This window comes from Marinomonas sp. (genome assembly GCF_965225885.1).
Lineage (GTDB): Bacteria > Pseudomonadota > Gammaproteobacteria > Pseudomonadales > Marinomonadaceae > Marinomonas.
In genome coordinates, this window is sequence record NZ_OZ245329.1 from 946,404 (window position 1) to 970,153 (window position 23,750).

21 protein-coding genes are annotated in these 23,750 nt (G+C 42.9%); 4 read left to right on the plus strand and 17 right to left on the minus strand.

What is annotated here, in order from left to right; translation table 11 throughout:
- Nucleotides 1–17: 17 nt before the first annotated feature.
- Entirely contained in the window at nucleotides 18–1,577 is a 1,560-nt protein-coding gene (locus ACO05V_RS04270; protein ID WP_421847847.1) for a cryptochrome/photolyase family protein, read from the minus strand.
- A gap of 2 nt (nucleotides 1,578–1,579) precedes the next feature.
- Nucleotides 1,580–2,905 (minus strand): DASH family cryptochrome, encoded by a 1,326-nt coding sequence (locus tag ACO05V_RS04275; protein ID WP_421847849.1) that lies wholly within the window; start codon nucleotides 2,903–2,905, stop codon nucleotides 1,580–1,582.
- A 207-nt stretch (nucleotides 2,906–3,112) separates the two neighbouring features.
- Here ACO05V_RS04275 and ACO05V_RS04280 point away from each other — a divergent pair, with 207 nt between their 5' ends.
- Complete coding sequence (locus ACO05V_RS04280; RefSeq protein ID WP_421847851.1) at nucleotides 3,113–3,454, plus strand: zinc ribbon domain-containing protein YjdM; 342 nt, start codon at nucleotides 3,113–3,115, stop codon at nucleotides 3,452–3,454.
- Nucleotides 3,455–3,563: 109 nt separating this feature from the next.
- Here the strand turns inward: ACO05V_RS04280 and ACO05V_RS04285 are convergent, their stop codons facing one another.
- Both ACO05V_RS04285 and ACO05V_RS04290 read right to left on the minus strand, forming a co-directional pair.
- On the minus strand, nucleotides 3,564–3,839 hold the full coding sequence (locus ACO05V_RS04285) for a DUF3817 domain-containing protein (RefSeq protein ID WP_421847853.1): 276 nt from the start codon (nucleotides 3,837–3,839) through the stop codon (nucleotides 3,564–3,566).
- 154 nt (nucleotides 3,840–3,993) lie between these two features.
- Complete coding sequence (locus ACO05V_RS04290; protein WP_421847855.1) at nucleotides 3,994–4,461, minus strand: GNAT family N-acetyltransferase; 468 nt, start codon at nucleotides 4,459–4,461, stop codon at nucleotides 3,994–3,996.
- Nucleotides 4,462–5,007: 546 nt separating this feature from the next.
- Between ACO05V_RS04290 and ACO05V_RS04295 the strand changes: the two genes are divergently transcribed.
- A complete protein-coding gene (locus ACO05V_RS04295) occupies nucleotides 5,008–5,868 on the plus strand; it encodes a hypothetical protein (RefSeq protein ID WP_421847857.1) in 861 nt (286 codons plus the stop codon).
- On the opposite strand, the gene istB is transcribed toward ACO05V_RS04295, so the two are convergent.
- Together istB and istA are read right to left on the minus strand one after the other, a co-directional pair.
- Nucleotides 5,818–6,558: an IS21-like element helper ATPase IstB gene (gene istB / locus ACO05V_RS04300; protein WP_421846544.1), complete on the minus strand. Its 741-nt coding sequence runs from the start codon at nucleotides 6,556–6,558 to the stop codon at nucleotides 5,818–5,820. The two genes, ACO05V_RS04295 and istB, sit on opposite strands and share 51 nt — an antisense overlap.
- Before the next feature lie 9 nt (nucleotides 6,559–6,567).
- Complete coding sequence (istA, locus tag ACO05V_RS04305) at nucleotides 6,568–8,100, minus strand: IS21 family transposase (RefSeq protein ID WP_421846542.1); 1,533 nt, start codon at nucleotides 8,098–8,100, stop codon at nucleotides 6,568–6,570.
- Nucleotides 8,101–8,300: 200 nt separating this feature from the next.
- On the opposite strand from istA, the gene ACO05V_RS04310 reads away from it, so the two are divergent.
- Both ACO05V_RS04310 and ACO05V_RS04315 read left to right on the plus strand, forming a co-directional pair.
- Complete coding sequence (locus ACO05V_RS04310; protein ID WP_421847859.1) at nucleotides 8,301–9,515, plus strand: putative bifunctional diguanylate cyclase/phosphodiesterase; 1,215 nt, start codon at nucleotides 8,301–8,303, stop codon at nucleotides 9,513–9,515.
- 419 nt (nucleotides 9,516–9,934) lie between these two features.
- On the plus strand, nucleotides 9,935–10,693 hold the full coding sequence (locus ACO05V_RS04315) for a 5'-nucleotidase, lipoprotein e(P4) family (RefSeq protein ID WP_421847861.1): 759 nt from the start codon (nucleotides 9,935–9,937) through the stop codon (nucleotides 10,691–10,693).
- A 51-nt stretch (nucleotides 10,694–10,744) separates the two neighbouring features.
- Here the strand turns inward: ACO05V_RS04315 and ACO05V_RS04320 are convergent, their stop codons facing one another.
- From ACO05V_RS04320 to pxpB, 11 genes are all read right to left on the minus strand, one after another.
- Nucleotides 10,745–11,026 carry a Fis family transcriptional regulator gene (locus ACO05V_RS04320; protein WP_421847863.1) on the minus strand — a complete coding sequence of 94 codons (282 nt, stop codon included), beginning with the start codon at nucleotides 11,024–11,026 and terminating at the stop codon, nucleotides 10,745–10,747.
- Nucleotides 11,019–11,375 carry a type II toxin-antitoxin system RelE/ParE family toxin gene (locus ACO05V_RS04325; protein WP_421847865.1) on the minus strand — a complete coding sequence of 119 codons (357 nt, stop codon included), beginning with the start codon at nucleotides 11,373–11,375 and terminating at the stop codon, nucleotides 11,019–11,021. Before ACO05V_RS04325 ends, ACO05V_RS04320 begins: the two co-directional genes overlap by 8 nt.
- Nucleotides 11,376–11,677: 302 nt before the next feature.
- On the minus strand, nucleotides 11,678–12,013 hold the full coding sequence (locus ACO05V_RS04330; protein ID WP_421847867.1) for a YgaP family membrane protein: 336 nt from the start codon (nucleotides 12,011–12,013) through the stop codon (nucleotides 11,678–11,680).
- A gap of 215 nt (nucleotides 12,014–12,228) precedes the next feature.
- Entirely contained in the window at nucleotides 12,229–13,776 is a 1,548-nt protein-coding gene (gene ahpF / locus ACO05V_RS04335; RefSeq protein ID WP_421847869.1) for an alkyl hydroperoxide reductase subunit F, read from the minus strand.
- 148 nt (nucleotides 13,777–13,924) lie between these two features.
- On the minus strand, nucleotides 13,925–14,482 hold the full coding sequence (gene ahpC / locus ACO05V_RS04340; protein ID WP_421847871.1) for an alkyl hydroperoxide reductase subunit C: 558 nt from the start codon (nucleotides 14,480–14,482) through the stop codon (nucleotides 13,925–13,927).
- Between the two features lie 166 nt (nucleotides 14,483–14,648).
- Nucleotides 14,649–15,716 carry an HD domain-containing phosphohydrolase gene (locus ACO05V_RS04345; RefSeq protein ID WP_421847873.1) on the minus strand — a complete coding sequence of 356 codons (1,068 nt, stop codon included), beginning with the start codon at nucleotides 15,714–15,716 and terminating at the stop codon, nucleotides 14,649–14,651.
- Between the two features lie 5 nt (nucleotides 15,717–15,721).
- The gene (locus tag ACO05V_RS04350) at nucleotides 15,722–19,579 is read right to left on the minus strand and encodes a response regulator (protein ID WP_421847875.1); all 3,858 of its coding nucleotides are present in this window, start codon (nucleotides 19,577–19,579) and stop codon (nucleotides 15,722–15,724) included.
- A gap of 35 nt (nucleotides 19,580–19,614) precedes the next feature.
- A complete protein-coding gene (locus ACO05V_RS04355; RefSeq protein ID WP_421847877.1) occupies nucleotides 19,615–20,775 on the minus strand; it encodes an ABC transporter substrate-binding protein in 1,161 nt (386 codons plus the stop codon).
- A 20-nt stretch (nucleotides 20,776–20,795) separates the two neighbouring features.
- Entirely contained in the window at nucleotides 20,796–21,962 is a 1,167-nt protein-coding gene (locus ACO05V_RS04360; protein ID WP_421847879.1) for a PAS domain-containing protein, read from the minus strand.
- 169 nt (nucleotides 21,963–22,131) lie between these two features.
- Complete coding sequence (locus ACO05V_RS04365; RefSeq protein WP_421847881.1) at nucleotides 22,132–23,055, minus strand: biotin-dependent carboxyltransferase family protein; 924 nt, start codon at nucleotides 23,053–23,055, stop codon at nucleotides 22,132–22,134.
- Nucleotides 23,045–23,749, minus strand: coding sequence for a 5-oxoprolinase subunit PxpB (gene pxpB / locus ACO05V_RS04370; protein ID WP_421847883.1), 705 nt, complete (start codon nucleotides 23,747–23,749; stop codon nucleotides 23,045–23,047). The genes ACO05V_RS04365 and pxpB overlap by 11 nt, the downstream gene beginning before the upstream one ends.
- Between the last annotated feature and the right edge of the window lies 1 nt (nucleotide 23,750).

The following is a 23,750-nucleotide window of genomic DNA, read 5'->3' on the forward strand; positions in this document are numbered from 1 at the left end:
AAAGTAAAAAGTAGAAATTACAGCGATTCAATGTTTTCTAAACACCATTCTGCTCTTTGTAAGACGGCGTGCTTTTGCGCGTCGTCTTGCTTATCCCAATTACCATAAATCATGCCGATGCGATGATTCTTCGCAAGGCGTTCTCGATGTTTCACCATAAATCGCCAATACAAGCTGTTGAGAGGGCAAGACTGCGCGCTGGTTTTCTCTTTGACCTTGTAATGGCAATCACCGCAGTAATCGCTCATTTTCTGCATATAGCTGCCGCTTGCAGCATAAGGTTTGGAGGCAATCCAGCCACCATCGGCAAATTGACTCATGCCACGGGTATTGGGCAATTCCACCCACTCCAAAGCGTCCACATAAATGCCTAGATACCATTCATCGACTTGTTGCGGCTGAATTTCCGTTAGCATGCAGAAGTTGCCTGTTACCATTAAACGTTGAATATGATGTGCATAGGCGTAATCGAGAGATTGCCCAATGGCGCTGGCAAGACACTTCATCTTGGTTTTCCCGCTCCAGAAATAGCTGGGTAACTCTCGCTCGGCGTTTAAGGCATTTTGTTGTTCATAGTCCGGCATATTGATCCAATACATGCCGCGCACATATTCGCGCCAGCCGAGGATTTGCCGTACGAAGCCTTCAATTTGGGCAATGTCGATGTTGTCGTTTTCTTGATACGCCGTAATGGCGGCTTTGATAACGTGTTTTGGGCTGATCAATTTGGCGTTAAGTGCAAAAGACAGACGCGAATGGTACAAGCTCCAGCTGTGCGGTGTTTGGTTTGTCATGGCATCTTGAAAGCGACCAAAGTTTGGCAGCAAGTGCTCGCAGAAAAAGGCGAGTAAATTACGCGCGTCTTTGCTGGTGACTGGCCAAAGTAAATTGGATTCTGTTTTGCCAAGGGAAGGAATATTGTGACGCTGGATGCGCTCAAGCAAATGGGTTACATCATGCTGGAAACACAAGGGCGCTGGAATATCGTCGAGATCTTTTGCTTTGAGTTTATTGCGATTGGCTATGTCGTAGTTCCATTGCCCGCCTTCAGGTTGTCTTTCATCGGCCATCAATATATTAAAACGCTGGCGTATTTTACGATAGAAATGCTCCATACGAACGGTGCTTTTTGCTTGAAAAAAGTTAGGAATATCATTGAAAGGTAATAAGAAATGCTCGCTATCGACCATGCTAAATTTAGGTGTCGAGTGATGGGTTATTAGCTGATGATATTGCTGTAAGACACGGTATTCATCGGGGCGTTGAAGCTCTATATGGTCAATATTATATTGCTTGGCGAGGCTTAATATTACTTCTTCTAAACTCTGATTTTGAGTGTCATCCAAAGTGAGATAACACACGTCATGGCCGTTTTCTTTTAGCGCGTTAGCAAAGCGTTCCATGGCGAGGAAAAATGCACAAAGCTTTTGGATATGATGTGTGACATAAGTGGCTTCTGGATGTAGCTCGGCTATGATGTAGAGCACGCCTTGATCTTGTTCTTTAAACCAAGAGTGGGCAGCGTTTAGCTGATCGCCAAGTATAACGCGTAGCGTGTGATATGGATTATGCTTCATAATTAATTGCTGGATGTTGGGTAAATTGGCCAATCGGCAGCATCGACCGAATCTAATTGTGTATCAAAAACTTGGCCTTGCCATTTATCAATAAAATTCTGGTTTGGGTCGTACTGTTCGGTTTGCTTTTGCAAATTGAAGTGGCGGCCGCCTCTTGGATCGGCACCAACACCCGCAATGTATTGCCAATTGCCCCAATTCGAACCGACGTTGTAATCGATCAGTTGTTCTTCAAAGTAAGCCGCGCCGTAACGCCAATCTAAGCCAAATTCATAAATCAAACAACTGGCGACAATTTGGCGACCGCGATTGCTCATAAAGCCTGTTTCATTGAGCTGTTTCATGCAAGCGTTTACCAAAGGATAAGGCGTATTGCCTTGGCTCCATTTACGAAAACGCTCGGCATAATAACTGCCTTGAGTTTGCTTTCCTGTTAATCCACCTGGCAAGAAAAGTTGCTTGCCATAGCGTGTCGCATACCAATGAAAATACTCGCGCCACAACAGTTCGAAATAAATCCAATAGGTTGATTCGCTTGCGCCATGATCTCGCTCGTAAACGTCGATACTGGCTTTGATTTGTCGAGCGGACAAACTGCCTTGTGCCAACCACGGCGAGAATTTAGTGGAGTTTTCCCAACCGTCTAATTCATTGCGTGTTGCTTTGTATTGGCTTGGGAGGTTGGTCGAGAAATAATCGCTTAGCTGATATATCGCAGCTTGCTCTCCGCCAGTGAATACACTGTTTTCTTCTATTTGCTTAAGCCTCCAAGGACGAATACGTTGAATATCGAAAGTCGGTGCTGGTGGTAGTTTTTGTAATGCAGGTAAGGGCGTAAGCACATCTATATTTTCGACTAATCGTCGGAATTTTGAAAAAGAGTCTGGTAACTGCATTACATCAAATGGCAGTTGTGATGGCATGAATAAGCTCAAACCATGGTCTAGATGAATACGCACGTCAGGGTATCGGCTGGCGATGCGCTTTAGCGTTTGTTGTTCGTCCCAACCGCCGTGGTGGTTTCGGTATAGATGCGCAATCGGTACTTCATTGAGTAGTATATTTAAGCTTGTGGCAGCATCCATGGAACTGACGAATAAGGTTTGCCCCAAGGACTGTAATTGTAGTGCTAGATTTTGAAGGCCTTGGTCCAAAAAGCGACGACGATTCTCGGACATGCCTTGAGTCGCATAACGGCTAGGGCGGTTGAGATGAGGTTCGTCGCAGTATAGGCAGACAAGATAATCGACCTCCTGAACCGCTCGCCACAACATGTTCTGATCTGCACAGCGCAAATCATCTCCGAACCAAACCAATCCTAGTTTCATGTAAGTGCTCCTCATTTCATCTTCATCATTTGAAGTCTAGTACGTTTTATTAAGGAATTTAGATTGGTTTGTATTCTTGAATATCTATTTACCGTATATCTAGGGAGAGTAAAAATAAATTATTTTTACGGATGAACAAAAACCATAACGAAAATAGGGTTATAATGCGCGAAATTTTCCTGTTTACGTTAGAAGGTAGTGATAAATATGAGTCTTCCAAATTGCCCCAAATGCGATTCTACTTACGTGTATGAAGATCAAGCTATGTTGATTTGTCCGGAGTGTGCGTATGAATGGAACCCAAATGAAGTTGTCGTTGACGAAGATGCGCTTATTATCAAAGATATGGGCGGCAACTTATTGCAAGAAGGCGATAAAGTGACGTTGGCGAAAGACCTTAAAGTTAAAGGTTCTTCTCAAGTGCTAAAAATTGGCACCAAGGCCACGATCAAACGCCTTGTTGATGGCGATCATGACATCGATTGCAAATTGGATGGTGGCGGCGAAATGATGCTGAAATCTCAGTTCGTGAAGAAATCGTCTGTTTAAGACAGATTGATCGGTTATAAAAGATCAGAAAAAATAATACGAAAAGCAGAGAAGAGGATGGTCTTTTTCTCTGCTTTTTTATTGGAAGCATGTCACTGAAGCGCGGGTGTTAGTATTTATTTAAGACCTTCGCTTTAAAGACATAGCTACCGAATGGTATTACTGACGCAATAAATCCTATCAAGGCGTGTTTTGACGAAACCCCATACCGAGACACACTTAACATCAAAAGAATGTTAAACAAAATAAACAATCCACCATGAATTGGACCAATAATGCTTACATATTCCGGCATGTCCATCAGGCGTTTCAATGGCACGGCAATGAAGAGCAACAATAGCAGCGATGTGCCTTCTAAAATGGAGATAAAACGTAACATTTTCATACTATGTCTCTTTTGTTGAAGTGTATTGAAAGAATGTATTCAGCGCTAATAAGACCCCAGAATAGCATTTTAATTTCATACAAAGGCCGTTATTTACGGTGTGGAACAGCGCAAGCTGAGTCATTAAGTGTGAGAGCGTAAACCGTATGTTTTCCTACCCAAGCCTTAGAACCATCACCGCTTTCTCGACGTCTTTGTCATTCATTCTGTGTATCACTTCAAAATCGTGTTTTAAATACAGGTCGATATTATGTTTTTCGCATTGCAGATAAAGATCTGGAATACCTAGGTTTTTAGCATGCTTAAAAGTGTGTGAAAGAATAATGTTGGAATAACCTTGTCCACGTTTATCAGCTGGAACGAAAACACCACCGAGCCAATGTTGGTAGTCGGGAAAATCAGGGTGTTCATGGTACTTTAGCTCTGCTACAGCCAGCAAGTCGTCATTATCATGCAATACAAAAGAGATCGGCAGTGCCGCTCTACTTTCAGCCATCGACGTAACTTTTTTCACAATATCCTCTAGCGATCTGTTAGGCGTTAATCGTCCCCATTCATTGAAATACCACTGAGCAATAGTGGGAATGAATTGTTTTTCGTCGGCGAGGAATGAGACTTTCATAATAAATAACACCTATATAACTTAATGATTAAGAGTTTTATGTATGTTTTAAATTTTTGTTATAAATTAAACGTTAAAGGCTTCTTTTTTAGATGTTTTTCTTTAAAAAATATGATTATTAAATACGTTAAAGTTAACTAAAAGCTTTATAGTTAAATGACAATTTAAGGATGATAACAGCCTAGGGAAGGTGCGAATAAGTCTACTAAGCCTCAGTCTTTCAGAGAAATCGTCAGATAAGGCGCGACTCTGAAGGAATGTAGGTACCTTTCAAAGAGTCGCAACGACATATGGCGTTTTCTCTGAAAGACCCATAGGGCATGGTCTAAAAGCCTGTATTCTTTGTTGAGCACCTCGAAAATAGAACCACTATTCACATTCGGTACTCGCCTCGAATAACAGGCTTTTATCCACATGCTGAGGCAAGAGGGCTTGTTCGTACCTTTCCTAGCGTTATTTTTAGTCTTGTCAGACAAGTTTAAGGTTGTTAATCGGGCGAATACGTGTTTATTTTTACAAAGAAATAGCCAGAATCAAGAGCCATTTATGCCAAAAATTATAGATAGAAACATGAAAGAAGAAGCGAATAAGCTACTTTACAGTAACTTTCCTGCTGGCCTTATTATTATCATTATCACCAGTGCGGTTTTAGCATTTGGTTTTGAAAAAACGATAGACCAATCTGAAAAAGTGGTGTGGTGGCTCATCATGCTTGGTATCGTTTTTTACCGCGCTGTTGTTAGTGCTTATTACAAAAAAAATCCATCTAATGATCCGAAACGAAATTTGTTTTGGTTTTCTATTGGTGCAACTGCGACGGCATTTATGTGGTCGTTTTATACATTATATTTTTACCATAACGCCAGTGAGATCGAGTTAACAGCGACCATGGTTATTGTAGCTGGGTTTGCCAGTGGCTCGGCGATGATTTTATCTGCAAATAGAACGCTTTCTCTTTCTTATATTCTTATTTTATTGCTTCCGTATTCAGTGCTTCTGATGTCTTCGGAGGTATCATCACACCAAACGTTAGGTTTTTTAGGTCTCTTCTTTACCTGCATTATTTTGTTATCCGCTTTTAAAACCGCAGGGTTTACGGTCGATGTTATTTCTACCAAGCATCAGCATGCTAAATTACTGGTTGAAATGGAGCAAAAAGTTGAAGAGCGGACTCAGGCCTTTATTACACTTTCAAATATAGATTCGCTGACAAACCTTCTGAATCGTAAAGCGCTTATAGAACAATTAGATAAATTAATGAACAGTAAATCAGAACATGCATATTCCGCTGATTCCGGACACTGGTACCGTTTTAATCCGGACACCTTTTTCCCTTCATTTTCTCAGTTTCTAGTTTTACTCCATGTGTCCGGATTGCGCCAGTTTTCTCATCGATTCTCCTCCTAGTTCGATGCGGTGACTGTTGTGGATTAAACGGTCTAATAAAGCATCCGCTACCGTGGCATTGCCTATCATGTTGTACCACTCTTTCACCGGCAGTTGACTGATCATGATCGTGCTGCTTGTTTGGTAACGATCTTCTAAAAGCTCTAATAAATGGCCTGCATGATCCGCACTGAGTTTTTCCATTCCCCAGTCATCGAGTATCAGCAGCTGCTTTTTGGCGAGGGCGGCGAGTTGTTTTTGATAGGTGCCGTCTAAGCGGCCAAGGCTGAGGTCGTCCAGCAGTCGACTCAGACGCAGATAACGAACGCTATAAAGTTGCTCGCACGCCTGTGAGGCAAGAGCGCAGGCAACATAAGTTTTTCCCGCGCCCGTTGGGCCTGTGATAAGGATGTTTTGATGCTTTTGCAGATAACCGCCTGTCAGCAGTTCTCCTAATTGGAGGCGTTTCAGTCCACGCCCTTCTTTGTAGAGTAGCTGGCTGGCGCTGGCTTCTACGCGCAGTTTTGCTTGTCGCTTGAGCCGTTCGATTTTGCCTTGATTTCTGCCTAGCAGCTCACTGTCAAGGAGCAATGTGAGACGTGGCTCAAAGTCCAGTTCTCCATAGGTAGTTAATTGTTCTCGTTGTTGCTCTAACGCGGTGACGGCATGGCTCAATCGCAGCATTTTTAGTTGTTCAGTCAGGTGATTCATGTCGTTCTCCTAGTGGTAGCAGTGTGGCCCGCGAACATTGCTGTGCGGGATGTCGGGTGTCGAGTCAGAAGGAAGGGACAGCGTGCCTTCTCGATGATGGTCGAGCAGATTTCGGATAAAGCGTAGAACGGGCTTGTTTACCAGTAAGGCATCCTGACAGGCTTGCTCTAGGCGAACATCACCATGTTTGCGCGCTAGACTCAGTATGCCAAGGCAGCGACGAGTGGCTTGGGCTGGATGAGCTTTGGACTGGATTTGTTGTTTGATGACGTTTTCGGTGGCGACGCCTATCTGCTTGCTCCATCCGATCAAGCGTTCTGGTGACCACTTTTGATGTTGATGATGGCTCGGCATATGTTCCATGTGGGTACTCAGTCCATACTCTTTTCGGCTGATTGGGTGAGACGAGACAGGTTGACCTTGATGGAAGATTTGTATGATCTGCGACGTGGCTTCCAGTGTCACATGTTGACCCACAAGCTGATGCGGTACCGAGTAGTAATGTTTTGCGTACTCAATGTGGTAGTCCGGCCCCACTTTGGCGCGTTTATGTTCTGTGTAGACATATTTTTGCATCGGTAATGGTTTCAGGGCGGGCTTATCGAGGGTGTCAAAAAGGGCTTGGCGGCTCACGCCAATCTTTTGCATTGGTCGCTGATTCAGAACCTTCATCAGCTCTCGAATCGCATTATTCAGCTCTCTCAGGGTGTGGAAGGTGCGATGACGAAGACGCATCATGATCCAGCGCTCAACAATCAGAACCGCATTTTCGGCCTTGGCTTTGTCTTTGGGTTTATAGGGACGAGCCGGCATAATAGCGGTTTGATAGTGATGTGCTAACTGACGATAACTGTCGTTGAGTTTCGGCTCATAACGATCTGTTTTTGTCACGGCAGCTTTTAAGTTGTCTGGCACCAATAAAGCGGGAACGCCACCGAAGTGTTCAAACGCATTGGCGTGACACTGTAACCAATGCTCCAGCTTTTGACTTTCGCTGGCTTCAACGTAGGTGTAGTTAGACGCTCCCAGTGTGGCGACAAACACTTGTGAGTGGCGAACGTCGCCCGTTTCCGGATTGACGATCGGGATAGTCGGTCCGCAATAATCAATGAATAACTTGTCACCTGCGGTATGGAGTTGACGCATACTGCGTTTTTGTGTGGTGAGCCAACGACGGAAGTACTCGCAGAACTGGCTGTAGCCATAAGTGCGCTCTTGGTGCTCGGCAACATATTCTTCCCACAACAATTGCTTCGTCGCCCCTTTGCGCTTGAGTTCGATAAAAAAGTACGCAAAGTCCGGCATCACTTTCAGGCGATTAGCCGGTTTTTCTTGATACAGCGCTTTAGACAGATCGGTATCGGAAACGTCACTGGCAAGGGGCCAATAATAGTCACTTTGTTTGAAACGAGTCAGGACATCGGACACGGTAGAGCGGCCGATATTCAAACAAGAAGCAATCTGCCGCGTGGATAAATGGCACTCATGTTTGAGACGCAAAATCTCTTTAATATTGGTCATTGAGGTTCTCTTTCTGGTCATGATCACTTCCTGGCAACGTATTAGGGGTAACCAAGTGTAGTGAGCGATTGATTTAAAAGAGAAAACGAAGGGATTCCGGTGAATCCGGACAGAGTTTACGCTAATCCGGACAGGGATTCCGGGAAAAGCCAAAAAGTGTCCGGTTTAGAGCGTAATAGGTGTCCGGATAAAAACGGAATGGGTGTCCGAGTTATATCGGAATGGGTGTCCGGATTGCTCCGGTATATGCAGAACAGTCACTGGCTATCTTATTTATAGACTTAGACGGTTTCAAAGGGATTAATGATACCTTAGGCCATGAAGTCGGAGATCGAGTTCTTAGCATGGCGGCTTTGCGGGTTAAAAACTTTAGTACTGATTCTCAGTTGGTTTGTCGATGGGGCGGCGATGAGTTTCTCGTTGTGTTATCTCATGAGGGCCATCAGCAAACATCGACTTTTGCAAAAGGCCTGATTGAAAAAATGTCTGAGCCTTATGTTGATGGTACTTATCGTGTCACGATTGGTGCAACCATTGGTATTTCAATTTATCCAGAGCATAGTCAAAGCAAAGAAGAGCTTATTCAGCATGCCGATATGGCCATGTATCAACAAAAGCGCCAAGCAAAAGGCAGTGTTGGTTATTTTAATGAAACTCTACGCTTACAGTTGCAGCGTGAATTTAATCTGCGAGATCAGCTGATTACAGCAGCCGAAAAGGATGAACTAAACCTTGTTTATCAGCCGATTGTAAACGCTAAAACGGGAAAAGTAGAGGCGTTCGAAGCGCTGTTACGCTGGAACAGTGCTCTTGGATTAATCATGCCGGATCAGTTTATTGCTATTGCAGGGCAATATGGGCAGATCAAAAATATCGGCCTTTGGGTATTGGAACGAGCATGTCAACAAGCCAAGGTTTTTCAACAGCGGTCTCCTGAGATCGCGATATGCGTTAATGTCTCGGTTGTGCAGTTTCAAGATGAAGATTTCATTGAGCAAATTTCGAATGTCTTTCAGAAGCATGATTTTGAGCCTTCTGGATTGCACATTGAAATCACCGAATCTTTTTTCGCATCAGATAAACTTGGTTTGATGAAACAAATTAAAGCGTTACAAGAAATGGATATCCAGATTTCGATTGATGACTTTGGCACTGGCTATTCTTCTTTGTCTTCGATGCAAGACATGGGCGTTGATATTGTGAAAATCGACAAAAGCTTTGTCGATACTATTCAAGGCAGCGGCTTGAGTATTATTACTGCCGTACTTCACATCGCCAATGAGCTGAATTATCAAGTCGTCGCGGAAGGTGTTGAGACAGAAGAGCAGGCGAAGATTTTACGAGACCTGAATGTAGATTATCTACAAGGTTATTACTTCTCACGTCCTATGGAATCGGAACAAGCGCTAGAATATTTGGAAAGCCAAGCGTCTTAAGTATTTTTTGGGCTTTATTGCCTAGTTCAACTCTACTGTAAGAGTCTCGCCCAAGGCTCTGGCTGCATTGTCAAAGCTATGAAGCGTGATGAGTTAAAAATTTGGCATTTTTGGCATGATCTAATGTCTCTCTTGGGAAGGGAAAAGGATCATCGTTGATATCGGTTATGTCATTGGGGCTTCATAGACACCACAATAGTCATGGATGGCGATTTCAGTCCAATTAAACGGATTGCTCAAGGAGTTCTTTCACTTATCGCCATGACTAACTGTTTCATTCTAATCGTTAGTAGCGTTTAGCAATCATGCAGAAGTGGTGAAGAATCGATCTAAATAGATTAGAGTTGTAATTAAATTGGCGTTTAATAAAAAAACATGCCATTTTATGTCGCCTTAAACATCAAGGAGATATTCGCTTTATGAAAAAAATCACCACCTCTTTACTCGTTGCGTTGCCTTTATTGAGCAGTAGTGCTGTGTTTGCAGCGGATCAAGACACTGTTTGTAAGCCAAAAGAATACAATATGGCGCTGCGTTATCAGCAACAGTCTGCCGAAGTGATGGCGTTGCAATTGCAGGCATACCAGTTTGCGACTCAGCGTTTTATACAGATTTTAGCGAACCATGATTCCGATAAAAAACCTGCTGTGGTGTTGGATTTGGATGAAACAGTGATAGATAACACCCCATTATTAGTTCGTGATGTAAATAATTGCCACGATTACACATCTTGGGATACTTGGAGTGATTGGGAGAAAAAAGGCGAGCCGACTTTGATTCCAGGCGCAAAAGATTTTATCGACTTTGTCACACAACAAGGCGTGAAAATTTACTATATCTCAGATCGTTTTCAGGAGAACAAAGCAGACACGCTTAAGACACTGAAAAAACTGAATGTTGCTCAAGTAAGCAGTGATAATGTGTTGTTGTATACCGAGTCGAAAGAAGCACGTCGTGATATCGTTCGCAAAGAGCACGATATTCTTATGTTGATTGGCGATAGCCTGCATGATTTTTCTGCCGAGTTTAAAAACAAGAAATCAACTGAGTATCAACGTGGCCTTGTGGCGAAAGAAGCAGCCCATTTTGGTAACGACTGGATTGTTATGCCAAATGCCTCGTATGGTTCTTGGTCTAAATCAACGCTAAACGCGTGGGATGAAAAAGCCGTAAAATAACGCTGAATAGAACATAAACAGCCAATACGAATTAAGGTTTGTATTGGCTGTTTAAACAAGTTCTAATTTGAGCTTTTTACCTAACGCTTTCGCGGCATTATCCAAGGTATGCAGCGTGACAGATGTGTTGTTTGGATCAAGTAGTCTATCCAATCCAGAGCGGCTTGTTTTCATCAGCTGCGCCATTTTTGTCTTAGACAAATGTTCGTTTTCAATCTTCTGTTGAATCTGCCAAGCTACCACTCGCTTTATAGCCACAGCGTTGGCTTCAGCCAGTGTGCCTTCCTCTTCTAGGAAGTCATCAAAGGAAGAACCTATGTTTTTGTTAGTCATTCTCAGCCTCACGTTTTCGTTTTTTAGCTAAATCTAATTCAGACTTAGGTGTCTTTTGGGATTTTTTCATAAAGCCATTTAGTAAAATTAATTCGTTGTTTTTAAAGAAAAATAATACCCTTGCAATACGACCACCTTCTAAGTTAGTGCGTACTTCCCACAGCCCATCCCCCATAGAACGACAGATGGGCATACCGACGGGCCAACCATACTCTGCTGTTTTGATATCCTGTCCTATGGCGCTTCTATCCTCTTTTGTAAGAGATAACAACCATTCCCTGACAGGTTCACCTCCCGACGCAGTTCGGAAAAAGCGAACAGACACTTTCCTGTTTTTTATGGTATTCATGAATTATTTGTACCATAAATGGTACAAATTTGTATAGCTGTTTATAAAGTTTGGTTTCATGCTGATGAGATTCAATTTGGCGCATTAACTTTTAAATTTTAGTCTCTAGAGATTAATACACTAGAGATAATGGTCATTGATTTGTTAGAAAGAAAACGAGTGAGTGATTCATGAGTTCTTTCCACTTCAGTAATAGCGTCATTTAAGCTCGAAGCGTTTATAGTACTTGCCAGCAAAAAACCGACTTTCAGTGTTACCTGATGCCGGCTTTAGTCTTTATAGTGTTCGTTTTAAATTGGGTGTTATTTCTTGGTTTTACAAGTTGAAAAACCAAAAGGCAGATACGCTGGGCAGATGCTGAATACGCCTGTGGCAAGCAGTACAATGCCGATTGCGCCCCACCATGAGTTGAAATATACGCCGATTGCGATGACGACGGCGCCGATTGCGATTCTGATCACTCTATCTGTTGTACCTACGTTATAAATCATCGTCTTCTCCTGTTTGTATTGCCTTAAGTCGTGCGACGAAAAGCTGAGTTGCTTATGCACTAGAGTGCAATCGGGAAGATTGGCGTGTTTAAACGAGGTTTGCGGAGCGTTTGCCAATATCACCCTTCTTAGTGTTGTATCGACCATACGCTTTGTTAATACTTTAACCTAAGGCTTTAGACGTTATTTGATTGTTTTTTGATCTATGTTCTGGTTTAGCAATAAATTTTGTCTTGAGCTCAGATAGACAAAAAAAACGCTCTCCATGTTACTGGAAGAGCGTTTTTTTGCTGAAGGAGGCTTTCGCTTCCTTCTGGAACTTGATCAACTAAGTAAGGGGTATAACTTAGTTACGAAGGCGTCTAGCTTCTAATCAAGTAATCAAACGCGCCGAGGGCAGCCGTCGCGCCAGAACCCATTGAGATAATTATCTGTTTGTATGGCGTTGTGGTAACGTCACCCGCTGCGAAGACGCCAGGAATAGAAGTCTCGCCGTGGGCATTGATCACGATTTCGCCACGATTTGTCAGTTGCAATGTGTCTTTCAAAAATTCACTGTTTGGGACTAAACCGATTTGCACAAAGATACCAGCGACATCAACAAGATGTGATTCATCCGTGGTGCGGTCTGTGTATTTCAAGCCGATTACACGTTGGCCATCGCCGATTACTTCAGTTGTCATGGCGTTTTTGATGATAGTGACGTTCGGCAAAGATTCCGCTTTTTTCACCAATACATCATCAGCGCGCAACGTGTCGCCAAATTCAAGAACGGTCACATGCTCTGTGATACCAGCCAAGTCGATGGCCGCTTCGATACCTGAGTTACCACCACCGATAACGGCTGTTCTTTTTCCTTTGAACAACGGACCGTCACAATGTGGGCAGTAAGCCACGCCTTTATTGCGGTATTCTTGTTCGCCCGGTACGTTCATTTCTCTCCAGCGAGCACCTGTCGCTAGGACGATGGTTTTACTTTTTAGGATCGCACCATTTTCTAGTTCTACTTCGATGAATTCTTTCTTTTCGATGCGAACGGCTTTTTGCGCTTTGATTAAATCTACGTCGTAATCAAGTACATGTTGTTCTAAGTTAGCGACCAGTTTTGGGCCTTCGGTTTCTTTTACAGAAATGAAGTTTTCAATCGCCATGGTGTCACTGACTTGTCCACCAAAACGCTCAGCAACAACACCAGTACGAATACCTTTACGAGCAGAGTAAATGGCGGCGGACGCACCAGCTGGGCCACCGCCGACAATTAACATGTCGTAAGGGGCTTTTTCTGCCAATGCCGCAGCTTGTTTTTCACTTGCGCCAGTATCCACTTTGTTGAGTATTTCCGCCAATGTCATGCGACCTTGACCGAATGACTCACCATTTAAGTACACAGATGGCACAGCCATGATTTCGCGTTTTTCTACTTCGTCTTGGAACAAGGCACCGTCGATCATGGTGGTTGTTACATTCGGGTTCAAAACGGCGATTAGGTTCATCGCTTGCACAACTTCAGGACAGTTTTGGCAAGTCAGTGAGATATAAATCTCAAAATTCATTTTGTTGGTTAAGCCTTTTGCTTGTTCTAGCAGGGCTTTTTCTGCTTTAGATGGATGACCGCCAGCTTGTAATAGAGCCAAAACGAGAGAGGTAAACTCGTGCCCCATTGGAATACCGGCAAAACGCACACGTGCTGCTTCGCCTTTTGGCGCGATGGCCATTTGTGGCGCACGACCTTGTGGGTTTTCGTCGACGATTAGGTCGATTTTGTCGCTTTTCAACTCGGTGATTTCGCGAGCTAAGCTAAGCAATTCTTCTGCTTTTGTTGAACCGTTTGTGGACACAGTAATTTCAATCGGATTAACGATATTTTGTAGGTATGTGCCCAGCTGCTGTTTTAAGTTTGCTTCTAACATGATGATGTGTAACCCGTTTTCTGATTGAGTGATTTACTGTGGTTAATCGCTGTATTGATGTGCTTGGCTTTAGTGTTGAGAGAAAAGTGGCTCTCTCAAAAGAAAGAGCCATAACAACTGTCTATAAGCTATCTACAAATCGATCAGCTTAGATTTTGCCAACTAGGTCTAGAGAAGGAGTTAGTGTTTCTTCGCCTTCTTTCCATTTTGCTGGGCAAACTTCACCTGGGTGAGCGGCAACGTATTGCGCAGCTTTGACTTTGCGAAGTAGGTCTTGAGCGTCACGGCCGATACCTTCCGCAGTGATTTCCATTGCTTGGATAGTGCCTTCTGGATCGATCAAGAAAGTCGCACGGTCAGCAAGACCTTGACCTTCACGCATTACGCCGAAGTTGTTTGTCACGTTGCCAGCTTGATCGCCAACCATGTAGTACTGGATTTTGCCGATTGTGTCAGAGCTTGCATGCCAAGCTTTGTGAGTGAAGTGAGTGTCTGTAGAAACAGAGAATACTTCTACGCCGCGAGATTGAAGTTCTGCGTAGTTGTCTGCAACGTCACCTAGTTCAGTTGGGCAAACGAATGTGAAGTCAGCTGGGTAGAAGAAGAATACAGCCCATTTGCCGAGTACATCTTTTTCAGAGATTTCTACGAATTCGCCGTTTTTGAAAGCCGTTGCATTGAATGGTTTGATTTGAGTGTTGATCATTTTGTTTCTCCTAATGTGTTTGAGTGCGTTACCAACGAGACTCATATTAGGGAAAACGGTTAGATAGGTAAAATTAGTAATAACTAAACTTCTAATTGCTAAAAACTATTTAAAGAGTATCAGCTTAATGAATGGGTTGATGGTCAGGCATCGCTAGATGAGCTTATTAACTGGGCTCATCTGGATACTCCTGACGAATGGCAATAATTTGTTGTTCCATTGAACCAATAATGGGTGCTAGGGCTGGGTCAAAATGGGAACCAGAATTTTCTTTAATATAGGCTAGAGCTTGATCTAGTGGCCAAGCTTCTTTGTAAGGACGCTTGGACATCAGTGCGTCGAGCACATCGGCAAGGGCAACAATGCGGCCTTCTAAAGGAATATTTTCTCCTTTTAAGCCTTTTGGATAACCGCTGCCATCCCATTTTTCATGATGGGTAAGTGCAATGGTTCGTGCCATTTTTAGCATTGGATCATTGTCTTCGGCTAATATTTCTCCGCCGAATACGGTGTGAAGTTTCATGATTTCCCACTCTTCCGGTGTTAATTTGCCTGGTTTTAAAAGAATGGTATCGGAGATGCCAATTTTACCGACATCGTGCATCGGCGCAGCTTGAAACAGGTGATTGACCCACTCTTCGTTTCCACCAAGGGTTTCGGCTATCAGTCGAGCGTAGTGACTCATGCGGATAACGTGAGCGCCAGTTTCATTGTCTTTATATTCAACAGCGCGGCCCAGATGATGAATGATGCGTAGTTGGCTGGCCTGAAGTTCTTGCGTGCGCTCTGCGACTTTTTTTAGTAACTGACGGTTTTGATCGTATAAGGCTACATGTGTACGAACTCGGGCTCGAACGATGGGCGGACTAATCGGTTTGACGATGTAATCAATCGCTCCCATGGCGAAGCCGCGTTCTTCATCCCTAATATCATGTTTAGCTGTCACAAAAATAACCGGAATATTGGCAGTAGTTGGGTTGTTTTTGAGTCGATAGCAAACATCGTAGCCGTCTAGGTTTGGCATCATTACATCCAATAAAATAAGATCTGGACGCGGTGCAGAGGCGGCCAAATCTAATGCCTTAATGCCATTGAGTGCTACTTTGATAATGTACTCATCGGATAACGAAGCCACTAACACATCAATGTTTTCTGGTGTGTCATCAACGATTAGAACGATTGGTTTTTCGCACGGTTCTTTGGTTTTTGATTGTTCAAACGTCGTCTTTGTCATTATGTTTACTGCTCAGAGTCCTCTAAATGTTCTTTGAGTATAGTCAAATGCTTTGTAGCCAGTTCAAAATCATAAACCTGGAGGGCTTCGATGACGGTTACCATCGTGTCATAGGTTTGCTTGTCGGTTATGTGTTGAAGGACTTCTTGGGCAAGAGGAAGTGCTTCGGTAAGATTTTCTTTTATGTAACTCGTTAATATAGTGACTTTATTTTTTAATGCTTCCGAGCTCATATTTGAGGCTGGTTGAGTCTCTTTCTTAATACTTGTTTTGCGGTTGTCGTGCCAAGTATTAAGATCACCAAGAATATTGTTTAAATCATTTTCCACGATATTTAGTATAGGTGGTATATGTGTTTTTTTCTCTTCAAATGCTTTTTCTAATTGGGCTGCAGAATTCGCCAGTTGTGTCATGCCTAGCGTTGCGGCAATGCCTTTTAATGTGTGGGCATGTCGGTTCGCAGTTTCTCTATCATTTGCTTCCATACAGGCTTTGCATTCTTCGATAAAATACACTTGCGTGGTTAAGAATCGCTTCAAGAGGCGATTATAAAGTTCTTTGGTGAGTGTTCTTGAAAGCCCTAACTCGACATCAATAAATAGGCTCTCGGGAAGTGTCGTCTTATTCGTGTCATCATCGTATGGCACTGAATTGTCTTCAGAGGGACGGAGCTTGATATCAATCCATGTCTGCAAGGTATCAAACATGTTGTCTATTTGTATGGGTTTGCCAATATGGTCATTCATGCCGGATTCTGTTGCATGTTTGATATCTTCTGGCATGACATTGGCTGTCATCGCAATAATGGGAAGGTCTTTGAATTTAGGCATTGCACGTATTTTTTGTGTTGCGGTGTAGCCGTCCATGACTGGCATTTGGCAGTCCATTAAGACGCAATCGAACTGACCAGCTTGTAGTTTGTCTATCGCTTGCTGACCATCGTTGGCTGTGGTGACTTCTATGCCTCGTTGTGAAAGCAGTTCTTCAGCCAATTCTCGGTTGATTTCATTGTCTTCAACCAACAACACTTTTGCACCTGCCAGTTTATAGGTAAGCAATAAGTCGTTGTGTGTGGGTTCTTGGTTATGCGACGAGATAGATTCTGGACCGGATACACTGATAATTTGATCGAATAAACTAGAGGCGGTGACAGGTTTGGTTAAATAGCCGGCGATGGGTAAGCTTGCTCCTGCTTTTTGGGCATCATCCAAATTATAAGCGGTGACCATAATAATGGTAAGAAGCTCGTCGTTGCCGATGTGTTCAAGAATGGCTTTGCAGGTTTCTATTCCGTCCAGTTCCGGCATTTTCCAATCGATCAGCATCAAAGGATAAGGCTGTGCGCTTTTTTTAAGAGAAATAATATAGTCGATCGCATCGTATCCATTGCTATAAGCATGGCAGCTCAGGCCAAGAGTCTCTACATTGGCTTTTAGTACATCTCTAGCGGTATCGTTATCATCCACAATCACAACTTGACTCACGTCTGTACGCTGGCTTAAAGAGAAATTAGCTGGGTGGTTTTCACATTGTTGGAAAGACACAGTGAAATGAAAGGTACTGCCTTTGCCTTCTTCACTTTCGACCCAAATATTTCCGCCCATCAATTGAATTAAGCGCTTGGAGATAGCCAATCCCAGTCCTGTGCCACCAAACTTTCTTGTGGTTGACGTGTCTGCTTGCGAAAAAGACTCGAACAGTCTTTCCTGAATGTCACGGTGAATACCTATGCCTGTGTCTTGTACGGAAAAGTGGATAATATTTTCTTGTTGGTTCTGTTTAAAATACGTGGCTCGTATGATGATCTCGCCTGTTTCCGTAAATTTCACGGCATTATTTCCAAGGTTAAGCAGAATTTGACGAAGTCTTGTCGGGTCTCCAATAACCTTTTCCGGGATGTCAGGGTCAATATCTATAATGAGTTCTAGCCCTTTTTCTTCCACTTTCAGTTCTAGAACATGGGTTACATTATGAATAATATTGTGTAACTTAAAAGTAACGCTTTCGATGTCCATTTTACGTGCTTCAATTTTCGAAAAGTCGAGAATATCGTTAATGATGCTAAGTAAAGATTCGGCTGAATGACTGACTTTTTGAATGTAACTACGTTGTTTATCGTTTAGTTTGGTACGCAAAGCCAAGGAAGACATACCAATGATAGAGTTCATTGGCGTACGAATTTCATGGCTCATATTGGCAAGAAATTCACTTTTTGCTTGGTTGGCGTTTTCAGCCAGCTCTTTGGCAGTTTGTAGCTCTTGGGTTTGCAAAGCGATCTCGGTTTCGAGCTTAACTTTGTAGTTTCCTAAAGACTGCTGGGACATGTGTTTTTCAGTAATATCGCGCCATGTAATAATGGTGGCTGGGTTGTCGTTAAAAGAAATGGACAAAACCGTCATGTCGGTAAAAATCGGTTCACCATCGTAACGCTGAAAAACCCATTCTGTTCTTGTGTGACCATATAAGGCAAGCTGCTCAAAAAGTTCTTCACTCATAGATGAAGAAGAGAAACCATTAGCTTGTTGAGAGGGGGAAAGGTCACTCAGATCGGTTTGCAATAGTTTGTCTTTTGTCGGGTATTGCAGTGTGAGAACGGCGGCATCGTTACATTCCACCATTTTAAAATTGATTAAAATCCATGCCGGATCTGGTGACACTTCAAACATGGAACGAAAGCGTTCTTCACTCTCAATAAAGCCGGATAATTGTCGGTTTACTCGACGAGAGACTGCCCAAGCAAGTAAAAGTAAGATGGCAATAGTGATGCTGCTGATCCAGATAATACGAACCTTTACATCGGTTAATTGATCCTCGATTTGTTGCTCAAGCTTTTTCGAATTGGTTTGAACGTATTCACCAATTTGATCCATTAGGCGTGGCAAAGGTAAAAAAGTATTTTCTAATAATTCACTCAGTTCGACCTTTTTATCTTCTAATTCTATGTGTTCCAAGCGAAAGTTAAACAGCCCACCTTCGCCAATTTGTACGGCTTCTGTGTCCGTCTTAATGTCATGATTTTCACCAAATAAAATATTTACCAAGGCATTTTTTTCTTGCAGAAGTTTCTCTGCCTCATCTGGGGCGATTTTGGCTGATTCAGCGATCAAGTAATCTAGGCGATCTAATGATGAGTTCATTTGGTTTTCTTTGATGTCAGTAATGGTACTCAGTGAATCAGAAACCAGTAGGACATTAATGGCCACTTCCAGTGTATTTACATCTTCCATCGCGGTGTTTAATACAGACTCAAGTCGGGTTAAACGAAGTTTCAAGTACTGTTTTGCGAGTTGGTCTTTGTTCTTATCAGAGGCGATATTGTATTGATAAAGTAAGATATTTTCCTGTAAACGGTTTTTCCCGTTCATGGAATTAATGTAGCGTTTTAAGTTACTGATGATACCCAGTGTTCTTCCTTGGAAGTTAGACGTTTCTTCACTTAAAGTATGCTGTGTCTTACGAGTATGCCAGTCGTTCACTTTCTCTGTGAGAGCTAACATATCTTGACCGCTTTTTTCTAGCTGTGCGCTAATGGCCGCGGTTTTCGAATTTATTGATTCGGAGTTTAGTGTGGCAATGGCTTCGTTGTATTGGTTCAGCTTATAGAGGTTGTCTGTTGCCGAGTTGGAACCTTCAAACAAGGCTTGGCGAAGTTGGCTGCGATAGTTTGGAACAATTTCTCTTAGCTCTGCGGTGGCACTGAGTAGGCGAGTTTGTTGGGCTCTTAGGCTTTGTCGTTGCAACGCTAACTCTTGCAACGTGGCGGTGAGAATAAAAGCCCCGATAACCGACGAACTGAGGGCGACGAAAGCCAGCAGCCAAACAAGAGGGGAAATAGATAAATGGCGTTTTTCTAATGTTTTCATATTGTTAGCTTGCCATACTTAAGTTTAATAGATGATTAATGATTGTTCGTAACACTTAGCTCTTCTATAACCCCATCTTTAATAATATTTACCCAAACATGCCTGTTTTCGGGGTTTAAAAACTGTAGTTCTGATGGGCCTTTATAATCATGGTTTTCTGCTATTAGTTGTTTTAATCCGTCTTCAATCTGTTGGCTAGTTGGCAGTTGTTTTAAGGGCAGAAGCGCATTCCCTAAAATCAGAGTGTTGATATAACTTTCAAACTGAACCGTGGTTGGAGGGTCAAAATCCCCAAAGTCTTTCATATCCTCTAATAGTTGGTTAATAAGCATAGACCTTGTATCACTAAAAGAGGGCGTTGTTTGGGTAACAATGATGTTGGCTTTATACTTTTGTACTTTTTTGTATAAGGTTTCTAATCCAGAGTATGAGAAAGAGGCGTAGATTGGCCGTATACCAAGTTGCTCAAGTTGCATAACAAGATTGGCCGATATCTCGTAAGTACTGATCATAATAATCGCCTTTGGCGTTGGGTAGACGCTTAAAATATCAGCCACTGCGTTATCTGCACTGATGCTATTACGCTGGTAGCGAATTTGTAAAATATTGGAGGGATCTTCTAAACCAGCGTTCTTTAATTCTTTCAGGGTGTTGGCTAATCCTGAATCCCCAAAACTGTCTTTTTGCGCAAGAATGGCCACTTCATTAGGATTTATTCCATAGTGATTGGTCAACGCTTCGATTAAATTCTTAGCTTCTTCGGCATAATCGGCTCTGGTATTAAAGATAAAGGGTTTGGAATCGCTCTGCCGAAGGGATCTTGCTCCTGAAAGTGGTGCAATCAGTGGAATATTATATTTCGCTAGAACGTCTAACGAAGCGAGATTGGTCGGTGTACCGATACTGCCTATAATGGCTTTTATACTATCGTCATGAATCAACTTCATTACTTGTGGGACAGTTCTGCTAGGCTCATAGCCATCGTCCAAAGCATGCAAAACCAGTCGATAATTCAGTTTCCCTGAAGCATTGAGCCGTTTGAACCCCAGTTCTATTCCGCGCACAGCTTGTTGGCCTAATAGGGCATTTGGACCAGTAAGTGGGCCGGTAAAACCAAGGCGCAATTCATCCGCTATTCCTCTTTGCGTGAATAAGAGTAAAAGCACACATAAAAGCATTTCCCCTTTTTTTGGCAACCTATACAAAGTCTTCTCCTTTAAGGCCTGACGGAATTTTCTTCTGAGTAAGGGTAGTAATAACCAATAACACCAATGATTTTTCCTTCTGGGTCACGCAACGGCATTTTGCTTTTGATAACCCATAATCTTGAGTTGTCTGCAAACAGCACTTTTTCTTTAAAGTCGTGCTGGCCTTTGCCAGAATCCATGATGGTTCGATCATCTGCCATGATCAATTTTGCGCGTTTTTGCCAAGCAAACTGGTCATCACGAAAACCGATTACCTGGCTAAGCGTGCAATTTATATCACTCAAAAAGAGTGCATTAGCTCCAAGATAGGCTCCGTTAAGGTCTTTCCAAAAAACTCTGTAAGGAAGGGCATCTATCACAGTCTGTAAGTGATATTCGGCATGTTCTTTATCTTGCCGATAACGTTCTATTTGACCGTACTGACTTGCGGTTAGCTGCTCAAGATTTTTTACTTGTTCATCAAAAGCAAGGTCTTGGCGTTTTTTAAAGCGAAAGTACACTCGGTTCATTTGCCAAACACGAGTGATACTTTGTATTAAAATATCTATTTCATTCTTATTGTTCTTGTTTAAAACTTGATGAAAGGGGTCATTAGACTCATAAAATTTTTCATCTTTCGCGTAATTTAGTTGTTTCGCAATACTGGATAAACGAGCAATAATTTTTCTATTGAGAAAGAAAACGAGGCAGAGTAAGTTTACTAGCCAAAAAGCGATCAGCACGAAAATGGTATTTACTTTTAATGGCATTAAGTCACTATTGGGTCTTTTTTCGGTGACTATCTGTAATTTTCCAAGAACAGCTTTCGAGTTTACGCTTTTATAAATAAGTGCTTCGAAATGCCAGCCATCCTCAGATGTATCAAGATGCGTTCTTTCCCAAGTAATATCTTTTTCTAACTCTGCTTTAACAGCCGCGACGCCTTGAAAACTCAGTAAAGAAAGTAAATATACGTTAAGATTTTTTTGATCTGAAAATGGATAAGCTGATGTCAGAATAGAGGCATATTCGGTGGTTAATTCTTGGTAGTGACGTTTTCTATCTTGATCAATTAATTGGTTTTGTTGATGAATAAGCCAATAGGAAAAACAAGGAATCAGGACAAGCGCGATCATCAAGAGCCATATTGAGACTTGAAAGGTGAGTTTGTTGTGTGGCTTAAAGGGTTCAACCATCTTTATTCTCTTCATTTTTAAGTCTGTTGAATAAAATACTCATGCATCTCTGAGTAATATTTCATCAGTTTAGAATAAAAACAGTGACAGTTAATCTAGTAATTGGTAAGTAAATGTCAAAGCAGGTCGCGTGACCTGTTTTGACATTATATTAGACTGCTAGGAAGGGCTAGCGCCATTGAGCGAGTCGAGCCATTTGCAAGTGTCGTTCTTGCTCGGCTTGATCGACTGTGATGGGCGTGAATTGGATAATATCGCCCGGCTTTTGTTGTGCCAAAATGCCACCGCCAATGCGGGTTACACAGCCCATTTTTGGGTAGCCACCGATGGTTTGCCTGTCTTGCAGCAAGACAATAGGTTGGCCATCTTTGGGAACTTGAATCGCGCCATAGGCAATGCCTTCGGAAATAATGCCTTTCAGGTCGCTGTGTACTTCTTTGCCTTCTAAGCGATAACCCATTCGATCTGAGTTCGACGACACTTTGTAATCGCTCGAGAAAAAGTTCGCACGTTCCAGAGAAGAAAAAGACTGATATTGATAACCCAAAATCACCGGAATTTCTTTGTTACCATAATTCGGGATTGCCAAGCGTGGCACAGATCGTTGCTGATGATCAGAACAAGCTTGATAAGAAAGTAAATCGCCTTTTTGCAGCTTGTCACCTTTACCTGTGAGTCCGCCAATTTTTTCGCGCATCACAGTGGCAACACTGCCTAGTGTCGGTTCGCAACGGAAACCGCCTTTCACCGCGAGATAAGCCCGTAATCCCCAAACCGGCTGGTGGAAGGCTAAGACATCGCCTTTTTTAATGGCGTAGGTTTGCCAAGGCGTGATGCTTTTGTCGTTTAACGTCGCCGCAAGATCAGCCCCAGTGATAGCAATACTGGTATTGGCTTGTGCTTCCAAGGTGAACATACCAAAGGTGATTTCGATCTGCGCACTATTACTGTCGTTGTCTAGTAGGGCATTAGCCCAACGAAAGGCGACCTCATCCATCGGCCCGCCCGTAGTTAGACCAATAGATTGATGACCATGACGGCCCAAGTCTTGAATCAGTGCCAATAAACCAGGTTTGATTACTTTAAAAGCCATCGAGCTGACCTCCTTGCACTAAGAATTCATCCCGAGAAATAGGCTCGAATCGCACCGAATCTCCCATGGCGATTAGTGCGAGATTCTTGCTGCCCCAATCAATCAAATTGACTGGCGTGCGACCAATGATTTGCCAGCCACCGGGCGTGACGCTGGGATACACTGCGGTTTGGTTTTCTGCAATGGCAACGCTGCCAATCGGTACTTTTAATCTCGGTGTGGTTTTTCTTGGTACATGAAGTTCATCTGGCGTATTTCCCAGGAAGGCAAAACCTGGTGTAAAACCAATGGCGTAGGCGCGATAAGTTGTTTCACTGTGACGTTTAATGACCTCGTCGATGCTCAGTTTACAATGGCTGGCAACGTCTTCGATATCTGGTCCGACTTCTTTGTCGTAATACACAGGAATCACTACTTCGCGCTGATCTTTGACCGAGAAGTCATTGGGATCAATGGCTTCTATGGTCTGGCGTATGGTTTTAAAAATGGCAAAACGGTCGTAATGATCATCATCAAATACCACCAAAAGCGTTGTGTAAGATGGCACCAAATCCACAATGCCCGCCAGCTTCGCCAACTGCTGCGTGACTTGAGCAATGTAATTGGAGGTCGCTTCGCTAATCACCTTACTAAAGGTTAACAAGCAGGCCTGATTACTGACCATCTCTATGTTCGGGAAATCTTCACGGCTCATG